Below are 22,687 nucleotides of genomic sequence, written 5' to 3'. Positions count from 1 at the left end.
CCGCTGAATCCGTTTCAGCGAAGCCTTCTATTATGCACTGCTTTTTCAAACCGCGTCAACTTCGAAGGAAGTTTTTTTATCCACTAACTCGCTGCCAAACCCCGGAGAGCCTGACCGCGATTCACACTTTGAAGTGCGTGTCAGTCGAGCCCTCGATTATGCACAGTTTTCGACAGCATGGTCAACGAAACCAAAACTTTTTAGTCCATCGGCAGATGGCCGAGAGCTGCTGGTTTGTGCCTCTCTATATATAGGCAACAAAAAAGCCGCCCTGGGGCGGCTTTTGCATCCAGCGGAACGCTGCTCGGCAACTCAGTAATAGCGCGAGCTGTTCATGCGGCGCATTGCTTCGTACAGCGTCGGCATGCGCGCATCCTGCGAACGCACGCTCATGCGGGCGACCGAGTCGATCTTGGCGGCCTCAGCAGCAGACACGGTGCCTTGCGATTGCTGACGCCACACGGCAGCTTGCAATTCCTGCATCACGCGCGGGTCGTTCTTGGCGGTTTCCAGGAAACGAGCATCAGCGCGGGCCGAGGCGCGGCGTTGCGACGCGGCGCGCCAGGCACCAGCGATGCTGCTTTGGCGGACCGAACCGGCAAACAATGCGAACAGGGCAATGGCTGCGAGGCAGAACACCGCCCAGACAGCCAGCACGCTGCCTTCGTTCCAGTTCGACACGAGCGAGTCGGTCACCACCAGCACGGCCGCCGCAATGGCGACGATCAGCAGAGCGATGAGCGGACGGGTGCCCTTGGCACCGGCGCGTGCGGCCTGGATCTGGCCGAACAAAACTTCGGCGCGATGCACGCCGGGGTGAACGGTAGGTTGGTCAACGTGGACGAAGCTGGTCATGATGCATCCCTCCTTGGGGACAGTGGTAATCAGTGGTGGCGAACAAGGCCGATGCAGTGATATTAGGGCTTACCCTAGTACGTTTCCACTTTATCTTTCTGATGTTTATCATTCACAGCGCTGATGGATGTCAACTTTCGCACGCTCGACCTGAACCTGCTCCGCGTCTTCGACGAGGTGATGGCGGAGCGCAATCTCACGCGCGCCGCACGCAATCTGTCGATCACCCAGCCGGCGGTGAGCAATGCGCTGCGCCGACTGCGCGAGGTGCTGGGTGACGAACTGGTGCGCCGTGCGGGTGCGGGCGTGGAGCCGACGCCCCGCGCGCTGGCGCTGTGGCCCACCGTGCGCGACGCACTCCGCCAGCTGCAGCACACGCTGGCGCCCGGCGAGTTCGATGCCGGCACCGCCGACACCACCTTTCTCTTGGCCATGGCCGACGCCACCGCGGCCGAGCTCATTCCGGGCCTGGTGCAGATCGCTGAGAAGGAAGCGCCCGCCATCTCGCTGCGCGTGCTGCCGCTGACCACGCGCGACCCGCGCCGCATGCTCGAACTGGAAGAGGTCGACATGGCTGTCGGCTACTTTCCGGCGGTGATTGCGAGCCTGGCGGCGCGTGGGCAGTCGGGTGTGGGGGTGGCATTCGAGACCCAGCGGCTCTACCTGGGCCAATATGTGTGCGTGATGCGGCGTGGCCATCCGCTGGCGAAGTCGCCTCTCACGCTCGACAGCTACTGCGCGGCGCGCCACCTGCTGGTGAGTTTTTCGGGGCGGCCCTACGGCTTCATCGACCAGACGCTGGGCGCGCTGGGGCGCGAGCGGCGCATCGCGGTGACGGTGAACCAGTTTTTTACAGCGGGCCGGGTGGTTGCCAATTCAGACCTGCTGACCGTGCTGCCGCGTCACTTTGTGACCGTAACCGGCATCGACGACCAGCTGGTGCTGCGCGACCTGCCCTTCGACCAGCCGCCGGTGCATGTGGATGCCATCTGGCACCGGCGCGCCCAGCACGGGCATGCGCACGAGTGGCTGCGCACGGCGCTGTTGCGCTCGGCAGCCTCGGCTTTCGCCGGGTCGGTCCTCGGGCAGAAAGTGCCCGACTGACCGGTGCGGTTCAGCGAACGACGCTGAGCCAGGCGGAGGCGGCGGCGCGCAGTTCCTGCGCGTCGTGGGCACCGCGGCCTGCGCGCATGTCGGCGCTTTCCATCAGCGTGGCAGCGTGGCTGACCGGGGCGCTGGCGGTGGAGGAACGGAAGAAACGTGCCACTTGGGCGATGAGGCTGAACATGGTGTTGCGCGGCTTCTGGCCGTGCTCTGAGTGGTTGATGGGCTTAGATTAAGGGTTATCCCTAGTAAAACAAGCTCGACCTTATGCGCTTCATGCATGGGCCAATTCACCTAGACTGCCCCGACGATGAAGCTTCAACTGCTCTCCGACCTGCACCTGGAGTCCCATCCCCGCTTCCATGCCGAGCCCGTGCCGGGCGCCGACATGCTGATTCTGGCGGGCGACATCGGCTCCTACCAGCAAGGCTCCCGCCTGACAGACACCGACTTCGGCCTGGGCCGTTTTTCGCCCCGCAACGGCTGGCCGACCCCGGTGATCTACGTGCCGGGCAACCACGAGTACGACAACCTCGACTTCGACGAAACCCACGACAAGCTGCGCGCGCTCTGCCAAGAGCTCGACATTGTCTGGCTGGAGCGCGAAACCCGCGTGATCGACGGCATCCGCTTCGTCGGCACCACGCTGTGGGCAGACTTCGACGCGCTGGCCACGCCCAGCGACAGCCTGGCCGAGGCGCTCAAGAAGCGCGGCAAGGCGATGCGCGCGGCCGACTTCTACCTTTCCAAAGCGGCCACCATGCGCAACGGCGAGCTCTTTCTCGCCGCGCAACTGCGGGAGCAGGCGCTGGCCTGCCAGGACTGGCTCGCGCAGGCGCTGGCCGAGCCGTTCGACGGCACCACGGTGGCCATCACCCATTTCGCGCCCAGCCTCGACAGCGGCGATCCGCGCTACGGCCTGACGCCCGGCACCGCCGGCTTCTGCAACGGGCTCGACGCGTTGCTGCCCCATGCCAGGCTGTGGCTGCACGGCCACCTGCACTGCCCGTCCGACTACGTGAAGAACGGCTGCCGTGTGGTGGCCAACCCGCTGGGCTACGTGCGCAACGGCGAGCAGGAAGGCTTCAAGCCCCAGCTGCTGATCGAGGTGCGCTGACCGCGGAGCCCCGGGGCCCTGACTGCCCCTCCGGTAACACCGTAACGCCCCGCAACGTGGCCACCGTGCCCGCTGTGTAGACTGGCCCGAACCCATCTCACCGGTGGAGGAGAAGCGCCATGACGCAGCAACAACAACGACGTCGCACCTTCCTGCAACAGACGGTGGGCGCCGCCGCAGCGGTCGGCCTGGCTGGCACCTGCAGCCGGGCTTTCGCCCAGCGCCCGGACACCGTCGCAGCCACCACCACCCTCGGCACCAAGGCCATGGGCCAGCTGTCGATGGCCGAGCTGTCGCGCCGCCTTGCCGCGGGCACGCTCAGCAGCAGCCAGTTGGTCGAGGAAGCGCTGGCCGCCATCCAGAACCCCGCCGGCGAAGGCGCGCGCAGCTTCATCCGCGTGCATGCGGAGTCGGCACGCGCCGCCGCCGCGCGGCTCGATGCGGAACGCAAGAGCGGCCACCCCGCCGCGTCGCCCATCTCGGGCATTCCGATTTCGCTCAAGGACCTGTTCGACGAAGCCGGCGTCACCACGCTCGGCGGCTCGACCGTGCTGGCCGGCCAGCCGCCGGCCGCACGCGACGCCCTGGTGGTGGAGCGGCTGCGGCGCGCCGGCGCCATCCTCATCGGGCGCACCAACACGGTCGAGTTCGCCTACACCGGCCTGGGCATCAACCCGCACTACGGCACGCCGAAGAACGTCTACGACCGCGCCACCGGCCGCATCCCGGGCGGCTCGACCTCGGGCGGCGCCATCTCGGTGGCCGACGGCATGGCGGCCGGCGCCATCGGCACGGACACGGGCGGCTCCCTGCGCATTCCCGCCGCGCTCAACGGGCTGGTGGGCTTCAAGCCGACCCAGCGGCGCATTCCGCTGGACGGCGTGCTGCCGCTGTCGACCTCCTTCGATTCGGTTGGGCCGATGGGCTGGACGGTCGAAGACTGCGCCCTGCTCGACGCCGTGCTGGCCGCGGAGCTGTCGCGTCCGCTGCGCGTGCTGCCCTTGCGCGGACTGCGCTTCGCGGTGCCCCGGACCTTCTTCCTGGACGACCTCTCTCCGCCCGTGGCCGCGGCCTTCGCGTCGGCGCTGGCCAAGCTTTCGGCGGCGGGCGCCACGGTCACCGAGCTGCCGATGGCCGAGTTCGCGAAGGCCCCGGCCATCAACCCGCGCGGCATGATCACCGCCGCCGAGGCCTTCACCTGGCACCGCGAGTTCATCAAGACCGGCGCCGCCAGGTACGACCCGCGCGTGCTGGCCCGCATCAAGACCGGCGAGGCCATCAGCGCGCCCGACTACCTGCAGCTGCAGACGCTGCGGCGCCAGTTCATCCGCGCGATCAACACGGCCGCAGCCAGCTACGACGCCATGCTGATGCCCACCACGCCCGACATTGCGCCGCCGATCGCCGAGGTGCTGAAGGACGACGAGACCTACTACCGCATCAACGCCCGCATGCTGCGCAATCCGTCGGTGGTGAACCTGTTCGACGGCTGCGCGCTCTCGGTGCCCTGCCATGACGCGGGCACCGCGCCGGTCGGGCTGATGGTGGCCGGCATCGGCAACACCGACCACCGGTTGCTGACGGTGGGCGCGGCGGTGGAGGCGGTGGTGACTCCGCGGCGCGCGTTGAGCAGTTGAGCCGCCCGGTCGTTTTCGGCGGCTCCGCCAGAGTCAGCGCGAGGCGATGCCGTCGAAGCAGGTCGCCAGCACCAGGTCGACGATCTGCTCGTCGGTCTGCAGCCCGCCGGCCTTCAGAAAGCCCAGCACCGGATCGCAGGCGCGTGCATACAAGGTGTAGAGCACGGCCAGCGCGGGCAGCTTCGGGTTGAGCGTGCCGTCGGCCTGCGCCGCCAGGATCCAGCCGCCGAGCTTGTCGCTCAACGTCACCAGCCGGTCGAGGTAGCCGCGGTTGCTCATGAGCGCGGCGCGCAGCGTGGAGTTCTGGTGCGGCAGCGAGGGCATCTCGCCGGCCAGCTGCACCTGCATCGACCAGCGCACCACGGCGCGCAGCTTGGCAACGGGCGAGTCCTCGGCCGGCACCAGGGCCACGAAGTCGAGCGTGCGCTGCATGACGCGCACCATGGCCGCGGCAGCCAGGTCTTCCTTGCTGGGAAAGTGCTTGTAGAGGCTGGCCTTGGCAATGCCGACGCTGGCAGCCACTTCATCGACCGTCATCGACTCGAATCCCTTCTCGGCAAGCAGGCGGCTCGCGGTCTGCACGATGGCCTCTTCGCGGGCCTGCAGCATCTGTTCCTTGAAGGAGGTCTTGGCGGGGACGGTGGCACTCATGCCGGAAATTCTAGTCTCGAGCGTCGCCAAGCAGACGAGGCGAACACCGAAATACCGCTCAGTCTTTTACAGACTGATCAGTTGCAGCCATCGATCTCAGGCACCGCGGCCCTTCGACACCAGCCGGATGCCGGGCATCAGTTCGGCCGCCAGCTCTGGCCGCTCCAAGGCGTAGTCGAGGTTCATGCGGGCAATTTCAACATGTTCCTCGCCCAGCGCCTGCGCGCGCGAGCCCTGCCCGCGCTCGATGGCCTGCACCATCGCATGGTGCGTGCGGTGGGCCTGGCGCATCCATTGCTGACCCTCTTCCATCGACGACTGCATCGGCAGCATGGCGCTGGGCGCGGCGAAGGGCTGGCCGCCCAGCATGTCCATCACGCGCTTGAGCGCCAGGTTGCCGCAGCCTTCCAGAATCAGCTTGTGGAAGCGGTCGTTCATTTCGACGTAAGCCGCGTAATCGTCGATTTCCATGCTGGGCTTGTTCACGGCCCGGTCGCCGTCGTCCAGGCACTCCTTCAGGTCGCGCAGCAGCTGGCGCGACGCACCGTCCTCGGCCAGCAGGCGTGCCGCAAAGCCTTCGATCACGCCGCGCACGCGAATGGCGTCGGCCACCTCCTGCGAGGTGAAACGGCGCATCTGGTAGCCGCCGCTGGGCGATTGCTCGATCAGGCCTTCGTGCTCCAGGCTGGCCAGCGCCAGCCGCACGGGCGTGCGCGAGGCCTCGAGCTTCTCGGCGATCGGGATCTCGGCCAGCCGCTCTCCGGGCACGAATTCGCCCTTGAGGATCATGTCGCGCAGTTGCACGAGCACGCGGGATTGTTGGGAGTCCATCGGCGGATTCTAGGAGACCCCACCGCCATTGCACGCAGCATATTTACCCTGGCTCGGTTGTTGCATGCACCACACGTTAAGAATTGTCAAAAACAAACGGTAGGCTCCACATTTACCCTGGTTTTGGCCCTCGAATGCCCCAATACAGCGCAAAACGGCTGCTGGCGGTTTGACCGTCATCGAGGATCACCAAGACAATGCATACAGTTGCATGCAATCGATGCAATGAATGCAAGCCGCACTTGCCAAGCCCCTTGCACCGCCCTTTTTGCACAGCCCCCACGACGGAGCCCGCACCATGATCAGCGCAGAGCAGAACGAATTCATCACCCGCGTCGGACCCGGCGCCCCCGCCGGCCAGCTGCTGCGCCGCTACTGGCAGCCCGTGGCCCTGGTCGACGAGCTCGCGGGCCCGCGCCCGGTCAAACCGGTGAAGCTCATGGGGCAAGACTTCGTCTTGTTCCGTGACGAGAGCGGCCAGCTCGGCATGCTCGACCGCGACTGCCCGCACCGCGGCGCCGACCTCGCCTTCGGCCGGCTGGAGAACGGCGGCATCCGCTGCGCCTTCCACGGCTGGCTGTTCGACGCCAAGGGCAACTGCCTCGAAACCCCCGCCGAGCCCGCCACCAGCAAGCTGTGCAGCCGCATCAAGCAGTCGGCCTATCCGGTGGTCGAGAAGGCCGGCATGGTGTTCGCATACATCGGCGAAGGCGAGCCCCCTGCCTTCCCCGACTTCGACTGCTTCGTGGCGCCCGACAGCCACACCTTCGCCTTCAAGGGCCTGTTCGAGTGCAACTGGCTGCAGGCGCTCGAAGTGGGCATCGACCCCGCGCACGCCTCCTACCTGCACCGCTTCTTCGAAGACGCCGATACGTCCGACAGCTACGGCAAGCAGTTTCGCGGTGCCTCGGCCGACTCCGACATGCCCATCACCAAGGTGCTGCGCGAGTACGACCGCCCCGACATCAGCGTGGAGCCCACGCCTTACGGCTTTCGCCTGAAGGCGCTGCGCAAGCTGAGCGAAGACACCACGCACGTGCGCGTGACCAACGTGGTGTTTCCGCAGGCCTTCGTGATTCCGATGAGCGCGGAGATGACCATCTCGCAGTGGCACGTGCCGGTGGACGACACGCACTGCTACTGGTACGCGGTGTTCACCAGCTTCACCGGCCCGGTCGACAAGCAGCAGATGCGCGACCAGCGGCTGAAGCTGTACGAGCTGCCCGACTACACCTCGCGCAAGAACAAGCGCAACAACTACGGCTTCAGCATCCAGGAGCAGTTGACCGAAACCTACACCGGCATGGGCGACGACATCAACGTGCACGACCAATGGGCGGTGGAGTCGCAGGGCGCCATCCAGGACCGCACGCGCGAGCACCTGGGCAGCACCGACAAGGGCATCGTTGCCTACCGCCGCGTGCTGGTGAAGGCCATCGAGGCCACGCTGGCCGGCCAGACCGCGCCGATGCTCATCGACGCCGCACAGGCCAGCGCCATGACCGGGCCGCCTTCCATCGACGGCATCGGCAAGGTCAGCGACGAAGCCGCCACCGAGACCTACTGGCAGGAGGCCGACCGCGCGCGCCGGCTGAAGTCCGACTGGGCCGCTGCACGGCTCGCTGCCTGAACACGCCATGAGCAGCAGCAAAACAAACACATTCGTCGACCGCTTCGGTCTGTGGTCCGACGACCAGCACGCGCAGGCCAGGGAACTGGTGCGCCGCATCGACAGCGGCGAGGTCGACCTGGTTCGCTTCGCCTGGCCCGACCAGCACGGCATTCTTCGCGGCAAGACGCTGGTGGCCACCGAGGCACGCTCGGCCCTGTGGGAGGGCGTGAACCTCACCTCCACCCTGCTGGCCAAGGACACCTCGCACAAGACCGTGTTCCCGGTGTTCAGCGCCAACGGCGGCTTTGCCATCGAGGGCCTGCAGGGCGGCGCCGACTTCACCATCGTGGCCGACCCCGCCACCTTCAAGGTGCTGCCGTGGTCGCCGCGCACCGGCTGGGTGATGTGCGACGCCTACATGGCCGACGGCAAGCCCTGCCCCTTCGCCACGCGGCAGATTCTGCAGCGCGCGGTGCGCCAGCTCGACGAACTGGGGCTGGACTTCATCGCCGGGCTCGAGGTGGAGTTCCACGTGTTCAAGCTGGAGGACGCGCGCATGGGCCTGGCCGATTCGGGCCAGCCCGGCGAGCCGCCGCGCGTGTCGTTGCTGTCGCACGGCCACCAGTATTTGACCGAGCTGCGCTACGACCGCGTCGACACGCTCATGGAGCTGCTGCGCTCCAACCTCATCGCGCTCGGCCTGCCGCTGCGCTCGCTGGAAATCGAGTTCGGCCCGAGCCAGTTCGAGCTGACCTTCGGCCCCACCGCCGGCGTGACGCCCGCCGACACCATGGTGCTGCTGCGCAGCGCCATCAAGCAGATCTGCCAGCGCGCCGGCCTGCACGCCACCTTCATGTGCCGGCCCAAGATTCCCAACGTGATGTCCAGCGGCTGGCACCTTCACCAGTCGCTGCGCAACAAGAGCGACGGCGTGAACGTGTTCATGCCCGAGGCCGAAGGCCGGCACCTGAGCGAGATCGGCATGCACTACCTGGGCGGCCTGAAGGCGCATGCCTGTGGTGCGGCCGCGCTCGCGAGCCCGACCATCAACGGCTACCGGCGCTACCGCCCCTTCTCGCTGGCACCCGACCGCGCGATCTGGGCCAAGGACAACCGCGGCGCGATGCTGCGCGTGCTGGGCGGCGTGGGGCAGAACGCCTCGCGCATCGAGAACCGCGTGGGCGAGCCGACGGCCAACCCGTACCTGTATCTGGCGTCGCAGCTGTTCTCCGGGCTCGACGGCATCAAGCACAAGACCGACCCCGGCCCGTCCGCCGACGCACCGTACGAAACACCGGCCGAGCAACTGCCGCGCTCGCTGGGCGAAGCCCTGGCCTGCCTGCGCCAGGACGAGATGCTCAACACGCAGATGGGCAAGACCTTCGTCGACTACCTCTGCCACATCAAGGAAGCGGAAATCGCCCGCTTCAACCTCGAAGTCAGCGAGTGGGAACACCGCGAATATTTCGACATGTTCTGAACGAGCGACCACGAACAAACAATGCCCACGATCCACTACCTCCTCAAGGACGGCACCACGCGCGAGGTCGACGCCAAGGTCGGCGCCAGCGTGATGGAGACCGCCATTCGCGGCAACGTGCGCGGCATCGACGCCGAGTGCGGCGGCTGCTGCTCCTGCGCCACCTGCCACGTCTACGTGGACGACGCCTTCATAGCCCTGCTGCCACCGCCCGACGACATGGAGAGCGCGCTGCTCGACGCCGTCGCGTCGGAACGCCAGGCCGGCTCCAGGCTGAGCTGCCAGCTCACCGTGACCGCGGCCCTGCATGGCCTCACGGTGCGGGTGCCCGATACCCAGGTTTGAAGCGCGGCTCGGGCATCATCGCTCGCGTTGCACATCCGGTTACACGACAGCGGCGCCCGAGGGGGCGCATCCACTCCACCTGAAAGGCCCTTTGAAATGACGCAGTTGACGCCCATGACGCTCACGACGATGACCAAGAGAACCGTTCTCTCGACCCTGCTGCTGGCCGGCTTCGGCCTGCTCGGCGCCACGGCCCAGGCCGCCCAGGCCGCCGGTGAGCCGCTGCGCATCGGCCTCATCGCCACCTACTCCGGCCCCTACGCCGACTACGGCCGCCAGTTCGACGCCGGCATCGCGCTCTACCTGAAGGAGCACGGCGGCAAGGTGGGTGGGCGCACCGTGGAGATCATCAAGAAGGACACCGCCGGCCCCGCGCCCGACGCCGCCAAGCGCATTGCGCAGGAGCTCATCGTGCGAGACAAGGTGAGCATCCTCACCGGCCTGGACTTCAGCCCCAACGCCTATGCCGTGGGCGCCATCGCCACGCAGGCCAAGATTCCGACCATCGTGATGAACGCGGCCTCCTCGGCCATCACCACCAGCTCGCCTTACGTGGCGCGCCTGTCGTTCACCGTGCAGCAGGTCACCGACCCGATGGCGCGCTACATGCTCAAGGAAGGCATCAAGGACGCCTACACCGTGGTGGCCGACTACGCCTCGGGCGTGGATGCCGAGACCGCCTTCAAGAAGACCTTCACCGCCGGCGGCGGCAAGGTGTCGGGCGAGGTGCGCACGCCCATGAACAACCCCGACTTCTCGGCCTACGTGCAGCGCATCAAGGACGCCAAGCCGCAGGCCGTGTTCTTCTTCTTCCCCTCGGGCGTGATGCCACCGGCCTTTCTGAAGGTGTGGAAAGAGCGCGGCATGGAGCAGGCCGGCATCAAGCTCTACGCCACCGGCGAAGCCACCGACGACAGCTACCTGGACGCCACCGGCGACGTGGCGCTGGGCCTGGTCACCAGCCACCACTACTCGTTCGCGCACCCCTCGGCCAAGAACCAGAAGTTCGTGAAAGACTTTGCCGCCGACAACGGCACCAAGCTGCGCCCGAGCTACTTTGCCGTGACCGCCTACGACGCCATGGCCGCCATCGACCTGGCGCTGGCCAAGAGCAAGGGCGACGTGAGCGGCGACAAGTTCATGGACGCGCTGAAGGGCCTGAGCTTCGAGAGCCCGCGCGGCCCCATCGAGATCGACCCCGCCACGCGCGACATCGTGCAGACCGTGTACATCCGCAAGACCGAGCGTGTGAACGGCCAGCTGGTGAACGTGGAGTTCGACAAGTTCGACCGCGTGAAGGACCCGGCCAAGGAAGCCGCGGCCGCCGCCAAGTAAGCCTTTCCGGCCAGCCAGGCAGCCACCAAGTACGCAAGCGCGCAGGACATTCATGGGCATCGTGATCTTCGACGGAGTGGCCTACGGCATGCTCCTGTTCCTCATTGGCGTGGGCCTGTCCATCACGATGGGGCTCATGAATTTCGTCAACCTCGCGCACGGCAGTTTCGCGATGGTGGGCGGCTATGCGGCCAGCGTGCTGATGAACCACTTCGGCCTGGGTTTCGGCCTTTCGCTGGCGGCCGCCTTCGTGGCGGCGGCCGTGGTCGGCGCGGTGCTGGAGTGGCTGTTCTACCGGCGGCTGTACCGTGCGCATCCGCTGGACCAGGTGCTGTTGTCGATTGGCGTGGTGTTCGTGTCGATCGCGGCCTTCACCTATTTCTTCGGCCCGACGATGCAGCCCTTCACGCTGCCGCCGGCCCTCGAAGGGCAGGTGTCGTTGCTGGGGCTGGAGGTGGGCCGCTACCGTCTGTTTCTGATCGTCTGCGGCGTGGCGGTGCTGGTCGCATTGCTGCTGGGCCTGGGCAAGACGCGTTACGGCGCGATGGTGCGCGCGGCGGTGGACAACCAGCGCGTGGCGCGCGGCACGGGCATTCATGTGCAGCGCCTGTTCTTTCTGACCTTCTCGCTGGGGTGTGGTCTGGCGGGTCTGGGTGGTGCGTTGAGCTTGGGCATGCTGGGTCTGGAGCCGTCGTTTCCGCTCAAGTACCTGGTCTACTTTCTGATGGTGGTGTGCGTGGGCGGTGCAGGCACAGTGACCGGGCCGTTCATTGCGGCGCTGCTGGTTGGCATCGTGGACGTGGCGGGCAAGTACTACTGGCCTGAAGCCGGTGCGTTTCTCATCTACGTGTTCATGATCGTCATGCTGCTGGTGCGGCCGAACGGGATCGTTGCGAAGAAGGGGGTCGCGTGATGTGCGTCGTGCGTCGTCGTTCAGGGCGCGCTCACGAGGGCGGGGTACCTTGCTCCGCGAATGTCCCCCGGGCTTCGCCCTCCTCCTTTATTTCGCTGCGCAAGGCACCCCACCCTCCTGAGCGTTATTCGGAGCAGTCGTTGATCGCGCGAGCACCCAGAGCGTGCCCTGGTGCACAGGGCGTCGGGTGCTCCACGCAGCGAAATAAAGGAGGAGGCGAAGCCGGGGGACATTCGCGGAGGGGAGTACCCGGCGGCCTGTGCACGCGCCCTGAAAAATGGCGTCCAACACGACAACAAGGCCAAAAATCATGAAGCCCGTGACCATGACCCCCAAGCAACTGCGCATCGCCGAAATAGCTTTCTGGCTGGCACTGGCGTCGTGCTTCTTCCTGCTCCCAGACAAGCTCACATTGATGAGCCAGGTCATGATCTTCGGCCTCTTCGCCGTGTCGCTCGACATGGCCCTGGGCTACGCCGGCATCCTCACCGTCGGCCATGCGGCCTTCTTCGGCGCCGGTGCCTACGCGGCAGGTTTGCTAGCCAAATACGGCTGGAGCGAACCCTTCACCGGACTCGTGTTCGCACTCGTCGTCAGCGGCCTGCTGGGCTACCTGCTCAGCTACCTCGTGGTGCGCGGCGCCGACCTCACGCGGCTCATGATCACCATCGGCGTGTGCGTGCTGCTGTTCGAAGTCGCCAACCGGCTGTCGGGCATCACCGGCGGCACCGACGGCCTGCAAGGCGTGGTCATCGCGCCCGTGCTCGGCTTCTTCGACTTCGACCTCTACGGCAAAACCGCCTTCTGCTATGCCTTCGGCGTCGTGCTGGCCATGTTTTTGCTCGTGCGCCTCGTGCTGCGCTCACCTTTCGGCCTCACGCTGCGCGGCATCCACGACAGCCGCAAACGCATGCTCGCCATCGGCTCGCCTGTGGAAGCACGCCTGCGCATGGCCTATGCCTTCTCGGCCGCAGTGGCCGGCGTGGCCGGCGCGCTGCTGGCGCAGACCACGCAGTTCGTCGGCATCGAATCGATCGGCTTCAACCGCTCGGCCGAAGTGCTCATCATCCTCGTGCTCGGTGGCACCGGGCGGCTGTACGGCGGAATGATCGGCGCCATCGTCTACATGCTGGTGCACGACGGCTTCGCCGACATGAACCCGCAGTACTGGATGTTCTGGCTTGGCATCTTCCTGATTGCGGCCGTCATGCTGGGACGGGGCGGCATCATGGGGGCGCTGTCGCGCTTCGTTCGCATGGGCAAGGCGCGATGATGAGCAGCCCAAGCACCCACACCCTGCGCACGCAGAACCTGGGCATCCGCTTCGGCGCCTTCCAAGCCGTGAGCGAGGTCAATCTGTCGCTCGAGCCCGGCGCGCGGCAGGCGCTGATCGGGCCCAACGGCGCGGGCAAGACCACGCTCATCAACCTGCTCACGGGCGTGTTCAAGCCCACCAGCGGTTCGATTCACATGGGCGATCAAGACATCACGCGCCTGTCCTGCGACAAGCGCGCACGCATGGGCCTGGCACGCACCTTTCAAATCAACACGCTGTTCCCCAGCCTCACGCCGCTGTTGTCGGTGGTGCTGGCGATCAGCGAGCGCGAAGGGCTGGGCGCCACTTGGTGGCGGCCGCTCACGGGCTGCACGGCGGTGTTCGACGAGGCGCATGCGCTGCTGGGCACGCTGCGGCTCGACAGCCTGGCCGACGTGCCAGTGGCCGAACTGCCCTACGGCAAGCAGCGCCTGCTGGAGATCGCGCTGGCGCTGGCGGCCAAGCCCCGCATCCTGCTGCTCGACGAACCCGCTGCCGGCGTGCCGGAAGACGAGAGCGGCGAACTCTTCGAGGCCATTGCGGCGCTGCCTGCCGACATCAGCGTGCTGTTCATCGAACACGACATGAAGCTCGTCTTTCGCTTTTCGCGCCGCATCTCGGTGCTGGTGGGCGGACGCATCCTCACCGAGGGCACGCCCGCCGACATCGGCGCCGACCCGCGGGTGCGCGAGGTCTACCTGGGAAGTTCACACCGCCATGGCTGAAGCACTCACTTTCGACCGCGTCACCGCCGGCTACGGCAACGCCGTGGTGCTCGACCGGCTCGACTTCTCCCTGCAGCAGGGCGAGAGCCTTGCCATCCTCGGGCGCAACGGCGTGGGCAAGACCACGCTGCTGGAAACGCTCATGGGCAACACCCGCGTGATGCAGGGCGCCATTCGCTGGCAGGGCGCGGACATCACGCGCTGGCCCTCGCACCAGCGCGTGCGCGCGGGGCTGGGCTGGGTGCCGCAGGAGCGCGAGGTGTTCCCTTCGCTCACGGTGGAAGAAAACCTCACCGTCATCGCGCGCGCCGGTGCATGGAACCTGCAGCGCGTGTACCAGTTCTTTCCGCGCCTGCGCGAGCGGCGCGGCAACTACGGCAACCAGCTCTCGGGCGGCGAGCAGCAGATGCTGGCCATCGGCCGCGCACTGATGACCAACCCCCGGCTGCTGCTGCTCGACGAGCCGATGGAAGGCCTCGCGCCGATCATCGTGGAAGAGCTGGCCGCGGCCATCCGTCGGCTGTGCGAATCGGAAGGCCTGGCCTCTATCGTGGTGGAACAGCACCCGGTGTTGGCGCTGGAGATGACGCACAAGGCCATCGTGCTGGAGCGCGGCACCGTGGTGCACGCCGGGCCGAGCGCGCAGCTGGCGGCCGACAAGGGCCTGCTCGAAGGGCTGCTGGGCGTGGGGATTGCTGAAGTCGCACCAGAGGACGTGGCCGGCTGAAACGGCCCCGGTCTCAAGCCTGGTTTTAAGCCTGTTCTCAGGCCTGTTCTCAGGCCTGGGTTTGCAGGCGCAGGCGCCTCGCGCACACAACGAAGCGCCACGCGGCCAGGCCCGAGACAACGAAGGCCACGGCCCAGGAGATCCACAGGCATCCGAAGAGGATGAAGGCCACGCTGATGTCCGCCAGGTGCGTCCAGAACGACGGCTCGTTGGTGGGCAGGTGGTCCAGAAAGGTCTGAATGCCCCACCACACGACCACCGGCACCGCGGCAACGCACAGCGCATAACCGAAGGTCGCGCCCGGCGCGCCGATGCGGCCTTGCGAAACGGCCCGCTGCCACGGCAAAAAGGTGGCCAGGGCCAGCGCCGCGCAGGCCGCGAAGCCGAGAAGAATCAGGCCGTTGAACAGCGGGAAGTCGAGGTCCATGGGCGTGCACTGTACCGGCGCACCCTTTGCCGCCGACCAGGGCCTTCAGCCAGGTAGCCGCAGACGCTCCCCAAGGTAGCGCAGGGGGAGCGCAGGCTCAGCTCAGCATCTGCCCGCGGCTGCCGATCACCGCCACGTCCACGAACTGACCGCCTTCGCGGTTCGTGCGGCCGTAGTTGATCTTCACGCCGCCCAGGTCGAAGTTCTCGATGCTGGCCAGCCCCGACATCACCGACGCGCGCGTGAGCGAGCCACCGGCGCGGCGCATGCCTTCGGCCAGCACGGCCGCGTTCAGGTAGCCCTCCAGGCTGGTGAGGGAAAAGTCCTTCACGCCGCTGGCCACCATGTCGGCCTGATAGCGGCGCACGATTTCGAACTTGGTCGAGTACGGCGACGGCACCACGATCACGAAGCCCAGGCCCTTGGCCAGGTCGCCCATGGCCGACAGCGCGCTGGCCGTGATCGACAGGCCGTAGGCCGAGCTGCTGTTGCCCGCCGCGCGCAGCGCCTTCAGAAACACCGGCGCCGTGCCGGCCAGCCCGACCACCACCACCTGGGGCTTGGCCTTGGCAATGGCGGCGGCCGCGGGGCCCACCTCCATGCTGGTGGTGTTGGGCGTGGTCGCAATGACCGCGGGCTCCAGCTTGGCCTTGGCCAGCGCGTTCTTGAAGGCCGCCAGCACCGACTGGCCCAGCGGATCTTCCGAATGCACGAGGCCGATGCGGCTCTGGCCCAGCACCGCGGCCGTGCTCACGAGCTTGTCGACTTCCTGGTCGTAGTTGGCGCGCACCCAGAAGGTATTGGGCGAGGCCTTCTTGCGCAGCGCGATGGTGCCGGTGATGGGGCCCACCACGGCCATGCCGGGCACTGCGTCCATCACCTCGGCCGTCTGGCGTGTGCCCAGCGGGTGCAGCAGCGCCAGCACGGCGCTGTCTTTCTCGAAGGCCAGTGCGTTGGCCTTGGCCACGTCGGGCTTGAAGGTGTCGTCGGCCATCACCAGCTCGACCTTGGTGCCGTTGATGCCCCCGGCCTTGTTCAGCGCGGCAAAGAACGCGCTGGACCCCTGAAACAGCCCCTGCCCGTTGGCCTTCTCCACGCTGCTGTTGTCGAAGGTGGTGCCAATGCGCACCGCGCGGTTCTGCGCGAAGGCCGGCAGCCCCAGGCCCGCGGCGGCGGTTGCCGCGGTGGCGGCCAGGCCGGTCAGCGCACGGCGGCGGCTGGTGGAAAGCGGCGCAATCGAATCGCGCTGCACAGGATCGGTCATGTTCCAAGTCTCCAGAATGCTGTCACAAACGTTCACATTTCTTCGAGAAATGTAACGCACTGGCCCGCTTTGGCGATGACAGCAGCAGCTACTTCGCGCCCGGCTTCGGCATCGCCGCCACATGGCGAGCGTCGGTCAGGGTGCCCAGGAAGGCGCTGATTTCGTCGATCTCCTCGTCGCTCAGTGCGGGCACCGTGCCCGGGCGCCGGTTCATGGGCGTGGAGTTGACGTTGATGTTGGCGCGGTAGGCCGCCGGCACGTCGTCGAAAACCGTCTTGCCGTGGTACCAGGTTGCCGGGTCGGTCGAGCGCGTGGCGTAGAAGGCCACGGCGTCGCGCAGCGTGGTGAACACGCCGTTGTGCATGAAGCTCTGGCGCACCGCCACGTTGCGCAGACCCGGCGTGCGGAAGTAGCCGCACCATTGCCCGGGCTCGGGCCAGTGCAGTTGCGCGGCCGTGCGGCACAGGCCGTTGTCGAAGTGGCGCGGGTTGCGGTTGGCCGCAAGACCGGGGTTGCGCGGCACCGCGATGGCGTCGTACCCGAAGTCGGTGAACAGCGACCGCTCCGGCCGGCTCGCTGTGTCGGACAAGGTGTGGCACGACATGCAGTTGCCCTTGTCCGGGTTCTTGAACAGCACCAGGCCGCGCGTCTCCCGCGGGCTCAGCGGCGTGCGGTGACGCAGGTAATCGTCGAAGCGCGAGCTGAAGGGCGCCATCTCGTCGCTCTGCAGGTAGGCCTGCAGTGCCAGCCCGATGCCCTGCACCGCGCGCTGCGGGTCGCTCAGCGCCTGGGGGCCGAAGGCCAGCGACAGCGCGGGCGCAAGGTCGGTGGCGCGCAGCTTGCGCAGCAGGCTTTGCGGTGACGCGTTGTTCATCTCGTCGGGGTCGAACAGCGGGCCGCGCACCTGCTCGGCCAGCGTGTCGGCGCGGCCGTCGGCAAACAGACCACCGAACGGCGAGGCGAAGGGCGCGTCGTCGTCCTGGTAGAAGTGGCGCCGCGGCACGTAGCGCACGTACAGCAGCGACGGCGCGGTGCGCGCGCTGAAGTGGCCCGCTCGGCTGCCCTGCGGGGTGTGTGGGCCGCCGAGTGGCGGGTGCGAGCCGCCGAGCGAGTGTGCATTCAGCGTCGACGTGAAGGCACGCAGCGGATCGTGGCACCCCGCGCACGACAGGCCCTGCGGCTGCGACAGCCGGGTGTCGAAGAAGATCCGCTTGCCCAGCGCGGCCAGCGCCGGGTTTGGCCGGAAGGTGGCCTCGGTGGGGTCGATGCGCGAGGCGACCTTCGGCGTGCTGCCGATGCGCTCGATGACCCGGCTCGGCGGCCCGCCCGGGTTGATGTCCGCGCTGCGGGCATCGGGCCCGGCCATGCTGGCGCCGACCCAGCCCGCGCCCGCGCACGCGGCCACCAGCGCCAGGCCCGCGCCGGCCAGGCCCCGGCGCCGTGCCGCCGCGGTCACGGTCGCCGTCGTGCTCACGGCGTCAGGAAGCCGGTCTTGTCGCAACTGAGCGCCCTGCCCGTCTGCGCGCAGGTGGCCAGCAGCTTGCCGGCCACCGTGTAGGCCTTGAAGTTCCAGCCCACGCCGGGCGCAGCCTTGCGCTCCATCAGCATGAAGCCGAAGCTGTTGTGGTGCGTGATGCGCTCGATCGTCACGCCCGGCGCGGGGGTGGCACCGCCGGGCAATGGGTCGGGCAGCGCCACGTCGAGGTTGTCGCCGCCGTTGCCGGTGACGATGGTGGCGGGGTGGTCGCTCGAGAAGTTCAGCGCCTGGAAGTCGTGCACATGGCCGTGCAGCGCCACCTGCACGCCGGGCGGGTAGTAGGCCGTGGCGTTCACGCTGGTCATCACCGACTGCAGCGCCAGGTTGCCCGGCGCGGGGTTGGCGCCGGCAATGGGCGCAAAGGCCAGGATCGGATGGTGGTTGGTGAAGATCGTCGTCGTCATGCCCGGCTTGGCGGCCAGCGTAGTCACGGCCTGAAACTGCTTTTGGTAGGCGATGAACTGCGCATCGTCGGTCTTCAGCGCCACCTTGCCAGCCTTGGCCGAGTCGAAGACGATGACCTGCGAGCCGCTGCCCAGCGCCACCGCGTAGGGGTCGGCATAGTTGCCGGCACTGTCGTTGGCGGGCTCGTTGCACGAGCGCTTGTCGGCATAGGGGCGCGGATCAAGAAAGCGCGCCCAGCCCTGACCGGCCCGCGCGCACTCCTCGTGGTTGCCGCGCACCAGAACCCACGGCGCCTTGGCCAGCAGCGGCGCGGCGGGCTTGAAGAAGTCGGCCTGCCAGGTGTCCCAGCCGTAGCCCCACGGGCTGCCCTTGCAGCCGGCGATGTCGCCCGGGCAGGCGTTCTCGCGGTAGTGGTAGTCACCGATGTGCAGCACCAGGTCGGGCGCAAAGCCGGCGCCCGTGGCGGCGATGGGCGCAAACGGCCACACGGTGCTGTCGTTGCAGGGCTGAAAGGCGTTGTCCGCCTTCTTCATGCGGCAGCCCGTGTCGGCCAGCACCAGCACGCGCTGGGGCTCGGCCTTGGGCAGCGGCAGCGTGCGGCTGGCGACGGTGGCCTGCTTTGCACCGGCGGGCAGCACGGCCTCGCAGGTCGACACGGGAAAGTCGGAAGGCTTGGAGTCGGCCGGGTCGCTGGCGGTGGTGCGCTGCGCCATGGTGCCGGCGCCGACACGCAAGGTCATGCGCGTGACCTTGCCGTCCACCGAAAGCTGCGGACACGCCGCATTGGCGTCCGCGGCAAGGTCGGCCGCCGGTGCAACGTAGCTGGTGATGACGCGCGCGATGGCCGCGTTGGCGTCACCGATCTCGACCCACGTGGCTTGCAGGTTGCCGTCGGCCGAGGCGGCATCCGGCTGCGGGGCAGGGGCCGGGGCGGGTGGGGGGGCCGGGGTGCTGACGGGCGGCCCCAGCACGACCGTCTGGCCGCTGTCGCCGCCGTTGCAGCCCTGCAGCAAGGCGGCGGATGCCAGTCCGGCGACAGCGGCAAGCCATCGCAGGCGCCGCAGATCAGGCAGGGCTCGCGGCGTGTCGAACATGGCGTTCATCTGAAACTCCCTCTGTTTGTTGTGTCGTGGGACGACGCAATCTAGAGGGGGAATGTGCAAGCCCTATTACAGACGGCAGACGGCAGGCAGCAGGCGCGAAGCGCGAAGAGGCTACAGCAGCTCTTCGCCCACGATGGGCAGCAGCAGCCAGTTCTTGAACCGCAGCCAGAGAAACTCGCCCGGCTCGTCCTCGTGAACGATGTCGCCGCCGGCGTCGTCGTATTCCAGCCACTGCACACGCCGCCCGTCGGGCCCCAGGCGCAGCCGGTAGCCGATGTTCACGCGCCCGGTGGTGCGCATGAGCTTGTCGTAGTCACGCACGAGCTCGGGGCTGTCGATCACCAGGCCAACCTCGGTGTTGACCGCCGCCGAGCGGTGGTCCAGGTTCATGGAGCCGACGAAGAAGCGCTCGTCGTCCACGATCGCCAGCTTGGCGTGCAGCCGGCTCGTCGTGGTGCCGAAGTCGCCGAACTGGCCCGAGCGCCCGGTCAGCACGGGCGCAATCTCGAAGATGTTCACGCCGATCTTCAGCATGTCGGCGCGGTAGCGCTCGTAGCCCGCGTAGGCCAGCGGCTCGTCGGTGGCGCCCAGCGAGTTGGTGACCACGGTGATGTGCGTGCCGTGCGCCACGCCGCGCTTCATCTGCGCCATGCCGCGCGGGCCGGGAATGAAATAGGGCGACGCGATCTTGACGTCGCGCCGCGCGGAATCGATCACGCCCAGCGCGCCCTCGGTCACGCTGCCCTCAAAGGCCCGCTCGGGCGAGCGCGTGATCTTGTCCGGGTCGTCCACGAAGAAGATGAACGGCGCCCAGTAGCGGTCGATGGCGCCCGTGAGCAGTTGCTCGCCCACCGGCGACTTGTTCAGGATGTCGCGCGGGCGCATGGCCACGTCGGGCACCGCGGTGCGCGCGATCTCGTCGAAGCGGCGCTGCGCGGCCTCGCGCGTGGTGCGCAGCGGCGCCACGTTCTCCATGGGGCGCACGTGCGCGCTGTTCCAGTAGCGGTCGAAGCCGGCCGACATTTCGCGCACCACCGGGCCGCTGGAGATGACGTCCATGTCGATGAAATTCGCCGCCGTGCTGCGCATGAAGTACTCGTTGGCAATGTTGCGCCCGCCCGTGACCGCAAAGCTGTTGTCGGCCAGCAGCATCTTGTTGTGCATGCGGTGGTTGATGCGCCCGAAGTCGGTCAGCGACATCAAAAGCCGCGTGGTGAGCGAGTTGGCGCGCGAGGGCAGCGGGTTGAACAGGCGCACCTCGACGTTGGGGAACGCCGACAGCGCGCTGAAAAGCTCGTCCTCGCCGGCGGTGTACAGGTCGTCCACCAGCAGGCGCACGCGCACGCCGCGCGCAGCAGCCTCGCGCAGTTCCTTCAGAAACAGCAGGCCGACGTCGTCGTTCTGGATCAGGTAGTACTGCACGTCGAGCGACTTCTCCGCGTGCCGCGCGAGCGAGATGCGCGCGTCGAACGCAAACGCCGCCTCGGGCAGCAGGCGAAAGCCCGACAGCGTGGTGGAGCCGCCAGGGGCGCCCTTGGCGGCGAGCTGTGCCAGTTCGGTCTGTGCCACATCGGTGAATGCCAGCGTGGGCGGCGCTTGTGGCGGCGGCGGTGGCAGGCTGGCACAGCCCGCGAGCCAGAGGGCGGCAGTGCCCAGCGCCAGGGCGGCAATTCGACGGAGGGTGGCGGCGCGCATGGAGCGAACTGTAGCTCGCGGCGGGCGGGATTGCGCGGCCTATGATCGCGCACCGAAAAAGGGAAAAGAAGCGTGCTCAACGGCTTGTGGCTGGGTTTCTTCGCAATGGCGGCGCTGGCCGCGCTGGGGCGCTGGCTCATCGGCGGCGACCCGACGGTGTTCGCGGCCATCATCGAAAGCCTGTTCGCCATGGCGCGCCTTGCCGTGGAGGTGATGGTGCTGCTGTTCGGCACGCTCACGCTGTGGCTGGGCTTCTTGCGCATCGCCGAGGCCGCGGGGCTGGTCGGCTGGCTCGCGCGGGTGCTGGGCCCGCTGTTCCAGCGCCTGATGCCGGGCGTGCCCGCCGGGCACCCGGCGCTGGGGCTCATCACGCTGAACTTTGCGGCCAATGCGCTGGGCCTGGACAACGCGGCCACGCCCATCGGCCTGAAGGCCATGCGCGAGCTGCAGCGGCTCAACCCCGACCCGGTGAGCGCCACCAACGCGCAGATCCTGTTTCTGGTGCTCAACGCTTCGTCGCTGACCTTGCTGCCAGTGACCATCTTCATGTACCGCGCGCAGCAGGGCGCGGGCGACCCGACGCTGGTGTTCCTGCCGATCCTGCTGGCCACGAGCGCATCGACGCTGGTAGGGCTGCTCACGGTGGCGCTGGTGCAGCGTCTGCGGCTGTGGGACCCGGTGGTGCTGGCCTACCTGGTGCCGGGTGCGTTGCTGCTGGGCGGCTTCATGGCGTTGCTGGGCACGCTGTCGGCGGCGGCCATTGCGTCGCTGTCGTCGTTGCTGGGCAACCTGACGCTGTTCGGCGTGATCCTGCTATTCCTACTGGCCGGTGCGATCCGGCGCATCAAGGTGTACGAGTGTTTTATCGAAGGGGCGAAGGAGGGCTTTGACATTGCGAAGAGTCTGTTGCCGTACCTGGTGGCGATGCTGTGCGCCGTAGGGGTGTTGCGTGCCTCGGGCGCGCTGGACTTCGTGCTGGGCGGGCTGCGTTGGCTGGTGACGGCGGGCGGTTTCGACGCACGCTTTGTCGACGCCATGCCGACGGCGCTGGTGAAGCCTTTTTCGGGCAGCGCGGCGCGCGCGATGCTGATCGAGACGATGAAGACCCAGGGCGTCGACAGTTTCCCCGCGCTGGTGGCGGCCACCATTCAGGGGAGCACCGAGACTACGTTCTACGTGCTGGCGGTGTACTTCGGGGCTGTCGGCATACAGCGGGCGCGGCATGCGGTGGCTTGTGCGCTGTTGGCCGAGTTGGCTGGGGTGATTGCTGCTGTGGCTGTTTGCTACTGGTTCTTTGGCTGAGGTTTTTTGTTCAAGGGTCCGGTCAGGACGCGCCCACGCCGACGGGGTACCTTGCTCCGCGAATGTCCCCCGGGCTTCGCCCTCCTCCTTTATTTCGCTGCGCAAGGCACCCCATCGGCGTGAGCGTGTTCCAGAGCACCGGTTGATCAGCCGCACACCGACAGCAGGGGCGTTGCTCAGAGCAGCCGTTGATCGGCGAGCACCCAGAGCGTGCCCTGGTGCACAGGGCGTCGGGTACTCCCCGCAGCGAAATAAAGGAGGAGCGAAGCGGGGGACATTCGCGGAGGGGAGTACCCGGCGGCCTGTG

General features: G+C 67.5%; 21 protein-coding genes. 12 read left to right on the top strand and 9 right to left on the bottom strand.

Features of this window, described 5'->3' with window-relative positions:
* Nucleotides 1-312 precede the first annotated feature (312 nt).
* Nucleotides 313-855, bottom strand: a complete 543-nt coding sequence (locus tag VLK31_RS31205) for a hypothetical protein (RefSeq protein WP_409172364.1) — start codon at nucleotides 853-855, stop codon at nucleotides 313-315.
* A 123-nt stretch (nucleotides 856-978) separates the two neighbouring features.
* Between VLK31_RS31205 and VLK31_RS31200 the strand changes: the two genes are divergently transcribed.
* A complete protein-coding gene (locus tag VLK31_RS31200) occupies nucleotides 979-1,959 on the top strand; it encodes a LysR family transcriptional regulator (protein WP_409172363.1) in 981 nt (326 codons plus the stop codon).
* Nucleotides 1,960-1,969: 10 nt separating this feature from the next.
* Here the strand turns inward: VLK31_RS31200 and VLK31_RS31195 are convergent, their stop codons facing one another.
* Nucleotides 1,970-2,143 carry a hypothetical protein gene (locus VLK31_RS31195; RefSeq protein WP_409172362.1) on the bottom strand — a complete coding sequence of 58 codons (174 nt, stop codon included), beginning with the start codon at nucleotides 2,141-2,143 and terminating at the stop codon, nucleotides 1,970-1,972.
* A 126-nt stretch (nucleotides 2,144-2,269) separates the two neighbouring features.
* On the opposite strand from VLK31_RS31195, the gene VLK31_RS31190 reads away from it, so the two are divergent.
* Together VLK31_RS31190 and VLK31_RS31185 are read left to right on the top strand one after the other, a co-directional pair.
* Complete coding sequence (locus tag VLK31_RS31190) at nucleotides 2,270-3,076, top strand: metallophosphoesterase (protein WP_409172361.1); 807 nt, start codon at nucleotides 2,270-2,272, stop codon at nucleotides 3,074-3,076.
* Nucleotides 3,077-3,195: 119 nt separating this feature from the next.
* On the top strand, nucleotides 3,196-4,713 hold the full coding sequence (locus VLK31_RS31185; RefSeq protein ID WP_409172360.1) for an amidase: 1,518 nt from the start codon (nucleotides 3,196-3,198) through the stop codon (nucleotides 4,711-4,713).
* A gap of 33 nt (nucleotides 4,714-4,746) precedes the next feature.
* Here VLK31_RS31185 and VLK31_RS31180 read toward each other — a convergent pair whose 3' ends face one another.
* Nucleotides 4,747-5,364, bottom strand: a complete 618-nt coding sequence (locus VLK31_RS31180) for a TetR/AcrR family transcriptional regulator (protein ID WP_409172359.1) — start codon at nucleotides 5,362-5,364, stop codon at nucleotides 4,747-4,749.
* Between the two features lie 96 nt (nucleotides 5,365-5,460).
* Entirely contained in the window at nucleotides 5,461-6,195 is a 735-nt protein-coding gene (locus VLK31_RS31175; RefSeq protein ID WP_409172358.1) for a GntR family transcriptional regulator, read from the bottom strand.
* 298 nt (nucleotides 6,196-6,493) lie between these two features.
* On the opposite strand from VLK31_RS31175, the gene VLK31_RS31170 reads away from it, so the two are divergent.
* The 8 genes from VLK31_RS31170 (at nucleotide 6,494) to VLK31_RS31135 (ending at nucleotide 14,647) form a co-directional block, all read left to right on the top strand.
* Nucleotides 6,494-7,825, top strand: coding sequence for a Rieske 2Fe-2S domain-containing protein (locus VLK31_RS31170; protein ID WP_409172357.1), 1,332 nt, complete (start codon nucleotides 6,494-6,496; stop codon nucleotides 7,823-7,825).
* Nucleotides 7,826-7,832: 7 nt separating this feature from the next.
* Entirely contained in the window at nucleotides 7,833-9,287 is a 1,455-nt protein-coding gene (locus VLK31_RS31165; RefSeq protein WP_409172356.1) for a glutamine synthetase family protein, read from the top strand.
* A 21-nt stretch (nucleotides 9,288-9,308) separates the two neighbouring features.
* A complete protein-coding gene (locus VLK31_RS31160; protein WP_409172355.1) occupies nucleotides 9,309-9,632 on the top strand; it encodes a 2Fe-2S iron-sulfur cluster-binding protein in 324 nt (107 codons plus the stop codon).
* 96 nt (nucleotides 9,633-9,728) lie between these two features.
* Nucleotides 9,729-10,967 (top strand): ABC transporter substrate-binding protein, encoded by a 1,239-nt coding sequence (locus VLK31_RS31155; protein ID WP_409172354.1) that lies wholly within the window; start codon nucleotides 9,729-9,731, stop codon nucleotides 10,965-10,967.
* Nucleotides 10,968-11,019: 52 nt separating this feature from the next.
* Complete coding sequence (locus VLK31_RS31150) at nucleotides 11,020-11,880, top strand: branched-chain amino acid ABC transporter permease (protein ID WP_409172353.1); 861 nt, start codon at nucleotides 11,020-11,022, stop codon at nucleotides 11,878-11,880.
* Nucleotides 11,881-12,190: 310 nt separating this feature from the next.
* Nucleotides 12,191-13,153, top strand: coding sequence for a branched-chain amino acid ABC transporter permease (locus tag VLK31_RS31145; protein ID WP_409172352.1), 963 nt, complete (start codon nucleotides 12,191-12,193; stop codon nucleotides 13,151-13,153).
* Nucleotides 13,153-13,920, top strand: a complete 768-nt coding sequence (locus VLK31_RS31140; RefSeq protein WP_409172351.1) for an ABC transporter ATP-binding protein — start codon at nucleotides 13,153-13,155, stop codon at nucleotides 13,918-13,920. Before VLK31_RS31145 ends, VLK31_RS31140 begins: the two co-directional genes overlap by 1 nt.
* Complete coding sequence (locus VLK31_RS31135; RefSeq protein ID WP_409172350.1) at nucleotides 13,913-14,647, top strand: ABC transporter ATP-binding protein; 735 nt, start codon at nucleotides 13,913-13,915, stop codon at nucleotides 14,645-14,647. The genes VLK31_RS31140 and VLK31_RS31135 overlap by 8 nt, the downstream gene beginning before the upstream one ends.
* A 49-nt stretch (nucleotides 14,648-14,696) precedes the next feature.
* Here VLK31_RS31135 and VLK31_RS31130 read toward each other — a convergent pair whose 3' ends face one another.
* From VLK31_RS31130 to VLK31_RS31110, 5 genes are all read right to left on the bottom strand, one after another.
* Complete coding sequence (locus VLK31_RS31130; protein WP_409172349.1) at nucleotides 14,697-15,074, bottom strand: hypothetical protein; 378 nt, start codon at nucleotides 15,072-15,074, stop codon at nucleotides 14,697-14,699.
* 97 nt (nucleotides 15,075-15,171) lie between these two features.
* Complete coding sequence (locus VLK31_RS31125) at nucleotides 15,172-16,338, bottom strand: ABC transporter substrate-binding protein (RefSeq protein WP_409172348.1); 1,167 nt, start codon at nucleotides 16,336-16,338, stop codon at nucleotides 15,172-15,174.
* Nucleotides 16,339-16,426: 88 nt separating this feature from the next.
* Nucleotides 16,427-17,794 carry a cytochrome-c peroxidase gene (locus tag VLK31_RS31120; protein ID WP_409172367.1) on the bottom strand — a complete coding sequence of 456 codons (1,368 nt, stop codon included), beginning with the start codon at nucleotides 17,792-17,794 and terminating at the stop codon, nucleotides 16,427-16,429.
* Between the two features lie 14 nt (nucleotides 17,795-17,808).
* Nucleotides 17,809-19,383 carry a metallophosphoesterase gene (locus VLK31_RS31115; protein WP_409172347.1) on the bottom strand — a complete coding sequence of 525 codons (1,575 nt, stop codon included), beginning with the start codon at nucleotides 19,381-19,383 and terminating at the stop codon, nucleotides 17,809-17,811.
* Between the two features lie 111 nt (nucleotides 19,384-19,494).
* A complete protein-coding gene (locus VLK31_RS31110) occupies nucleotides 19,495-21,078 on the bottom strand; it encodes a phospholipase D family protein (protein WP_409172346.1) in 1,584 nt (527 codons plus the stop codon).
* 72 nt (nucleotides 21,079-21,150) lie between these two features.
* Between VLK31_RS31110 and VLK31_RS31105 the strand changes: the two genes are divergently transcribed.
* Complete coding sequence (locus VLK31_RS31105; protein WP_409172345.1) at nucleotides 21,151-22,380, top strand: nucleoside recognition domain-containing protein; 1,230 nt, start codon at nucleotides 21,151-21,153, stop codon at nucleotides 22,378-22,380.
* Nucleotides 22,381-22,687 lie beyond the last annotated feature (307 nt).

The organism is Variovorax sp. H27-G14, assembly GCF_046156345.1.
Lineage (GTDB): Bacteria > Pseudomonadota > Gammaproteobacteria > Burkholderiales > Burkholderiaceae_C > Variovorax.
The sequence above is the reverse complement of the archived record's forward strand: the minus strand, read 5'-3'. Positions and strand labels throughout refer to the sequence as shown.